The 3,307-nt window shown below is 47.4% G+C and carries 3 protein-coding genes and 1 pseudogene; 3 read left to right on the forward strand and 1 reads right to left on the reverse strand.

The features are described 5' to 3' along the window. Positions 1-141, forward strand: a 141-nt coding sequence (locus tag AC0LWN_RS32520) for a GMP synthase (glutamine-hydrolyzing) (protein ID WP_474672702.1), incomplete at its 5' end; no start/stop codon positions are given. 100 nt (positions 142-241) lie between these two features. Here AC0LWN_RS32520 and AC0LWN_RS32525 read toward each other — a convergent pair. Further along, entirely contained in the window at positions 242-1,372 is a 1,131-nt protein-coding gene (locus AC0LWN_RS32525; protein ID WP_474672734.1) for a Gfo/Idh/MocA family protein, read from the reverse strand. Positions 1,373-1,501: 129 nt separating this feature from the next. Between AC0LWN_RS32525 and AC0LWN_RS32530 the strand changes: the two genes are divergently transcribed. After that, on the forward strand, positions 1,502-2,347 hold the full coding sequence (locus AC0LWN_RS32530) for a LysR family transcriptional regulator (RefSeq protein WP_179031528.1): 846 nt from the start codon (positions 1,502-1,504) through the stop codon (positions 2,345-2,347). A gap of 165 nt (positions 2,348-2,512) precedes the next feature. Continuing rightward, positions 2,513-3,307, forward strand: a pseudogene (locus tag AC0LWN_RS32535) (GMP synthase (glutamine-hydrolyzing)); the annotation flags it as partial.

The raw sequence follows: 3,307 nt of genomic DNA on the forward strand, positions 1-3,307 counted from the left end.
GGCATGACCGCCGACTGGGCACGTATCCCTTGGGATGTGCTGGAGAAAATCTCCGTCCGCATCGTCAACGAAGTGGAAAACGTCAACCGCATCGTGTACGACGTAACCTCGAAACCACCAGCTACGATTGAGTGGGAGTAGGCTGTAGACAGGCAGCATGACAAAAACCTTCAACTCCACATTTATTGTGGTTTTGAAGGTTTTTTGTTTTAAGGTTTTGTTGTTTTAATGGTGTGCTTTTCTACCACACGATCTTTTTTCCAGTCGCTGCCGATTCCTCAATAAGGTCCAGTAGCTGATGCAGCCTTAAGGCATGGTTAAAATCGGGAGCGAAGCGGGTGTCTGTCAAAATGTCCTTGGCAAATACATGATGAGCCTTCGCTACATTCAGGGTTACCCCTTCTTTTGGAAAATCCGGGCCACTATTAGGCTCAGCAGATATACTTATGTGTTCAAAAGCGTCATTAGGCGCGTAACCCTGCTTACTGCTTGGATCATATACAAGTTTTTCGAGCGTAAGATTCCCAAATTGAACATGTCCAAGTGTAGACTTTTGTGTCAAACGTAATACTCCCTTTTTACCCTGAATCTCTATCTCAAATTTAGGGTTTATGCCACCCTGAATGTGAACCGATATCGGTGCTCCCTTTTCCGACAAACCGTGAATCAGAATCTGATCGGCTGTATCCTTGGGAATCACTTCACCCGTTTCCTGAATTATGGATTCGCTATAACGGGATGATGTGATGGCCGATAGCTCACGGAATTCACCAACGATGTATTGCAGCGCGTCCAGCGCATGCCCACCGTTAATCGTTAGCAAATTAGCGCCGTTGGCTCTATTCAGCAAATAAGCCGTATCCTGATCTGTTCGTCCTCCCTTCGTGCGAGTAGCTACTTGCATATGACAGGACAAGATTTCACCAATCGTCCCGTTCTCCACCAGCTTTTTCATCGTTTGTACTTCAAGGTCCTGCCGAGCCTGCAAGCCGACAGTATGATGAATGCCCGCCTTTTCCGCCACTTTAGCCATTTCAGCGGCTTCCGTAGTGTTTGCCCCCAAGGGCCATTCACAAAAAATATGCTTACCCTCTTGAATAGCTGCCATCACCGCTCCGTAATGATGAGGAACTTTTATGCTCACCACGACCATGTCCACATCCTCAGAAGCTGCGAGTTTTTTGGCATCATCAAAAGCCAGTACCGCCCCTACTTCTTCTGCGCTTTGCCGCGCACTCTCCATACGGGAAGTACCGACGGCAGCGATATCCAGGTTCGGATGTTTGAGTAAAGCCGGAATGTGCGTTTGACTCGCCCATTTGTTATTCATCGAGCCCCCTACGACACCTACACGAATCTTCTTTTTGACCATGCTGTATACCTCCTATATTTTAAATAAGACTGGAAAATCGTGTCCAAGGCCAATATAATACACTTAACACATAAATAATAATGTTTGTTTGTGATATAGATATCATTTTATTTGATGGGAGGTGTAGAGGTGGACATTGAGAACATGCAGGCCTTCGTTTCAGTGGCAGAGCTGAGAAGCCTGACAGAAGCTGCCAAAAAGCTGAATCACCTGCAATCAAACATGACGGCCAAAATGAAAAAGCTGGAGGCCCATTACGGCACAGCGTTATTTTTTCGAAAGCCTCGCGGCATGGATCTGACACCCGCAGGAGAAACCTTGTACGCTCAATTCAAGCAAATTTTGTTGCTATGGCAAGACACAGAGATGAAAATGAGACCGCAAGAGGAAAAGCTGCGTATTGGCACGATGCAGTCCATTGTGGCAGGCGAAATAACGAGGGCGCTCACAAAGCTATACGAGCTGTACCCGCAGGTTTCAGTGACATTAAAAATGGGCACTACCATGGAAATGGAGCGATTAATCCTCGACGGGGGACTCGATATCGCTTTTGTTACAGGGTATTCCACTAACCCTTACATTCATTATCAAAAAATATGTCGTGAAGAGCTGGTGCTGGTGGGAAAAGGCTTACATGAAGGCTCAGACCTCAAACAGGTGCTGCAAGGAGCCTCTATTATCATATTGTCGGATAGTTGCCTGTATCTTACGCAATTGGAGAAGTTGTATCAGGACATGCAATTGACACATGGCGAGGTTATCGAGGTTGGAGTTTTTGATACAATGGTGGAATTCGCCTTGATGGGAATGGGAATAACTCTCATGTCCAAAAAGCTGGCGCGGCAATTTAAAGTAGCGTCCTATTTGCCAACTCCTCCAACCTTTGGCTACATGGATAAATATTTAATAACTCGTCCAAATCACGAAATGACAGCGATTGAACATGAATTTATCGAAATTAATAATACGATCTAATAGAGAAATCAAATGACGACTAATCAGGGAAGTACCAAGGCAGCCATGCCGTATTTTTTGGGGATAGCATTACGTTTGGATATGAATTAAAGGATGGGGAAAAGCCTTACCGTATATCGTCAGCGACGCCCTGGGCTTTCAAAGTTTTGAGAATCACGGCATATCAAAGCGGTTGGTGCTCAACTGACTTGCATGTTTATCGACCATGGCCTGCTGCGCAAAGGTGAAGCCAAAAGCATAATGGAGACGTTTGTCGGCAAGTTCGACATGAAGGTCGTCAAGATCGATGTGTGCGAACGGTCCCTGTCCAAGCTGGTCGGTATCTACGATTCGGAACAGAAGCGGAAAATCATCGGCAACGAGTTTATTTGTCAAAAGAAAGGGGCTGACCCAAGCAGCCATTTCATGGCTTTTGGGTCAGCCCCTCTGATTTACGTGTTTGAAAAGCGTCGCACCGGTTAGACGATTTAAATTTTTGGCGCAAGGCACGCTGTACACCGACATCGTTGAGAGCGGCACGGCAACTGCACAAACGATCAAATCGCATCACAATGTCGGCGGACTGCCGGAGGATATGAAGTTCAGCCTGATCGAGCCTTTGAATACGTTGTTCAAGGATGAGGTCCGCAAGCTCGGCGAAGAGCTGGGTATGCCGCATGCCATCGTCTGGCGTCAGCCTTTCCCGGGTCCGGGACTTGCCATTCGTGTACTTGGCGAGGTTACCGAGGAGAAGCTAGCCATTGTGCGTGACTCCGACTATATCCTGCGCGAGGAAATCGCCAAAGCCGGTCTCGACCGTGAGATTTGGCAATACTTCACCGCCCTGCCGAACATGAAGAGCGTGGGCGTTATGGGTGACGAACGTACGTATTCCTACACCGTAGGCATTCGCGCTGTAACCTCTATCGATGGCATGACCGCCGACTGGGCACGTATCCCTTGGGATGTGCTGGAGAAAAT

This window comes from Paenibacillus sp. sgz302115 (assembly GCF_056120445.1).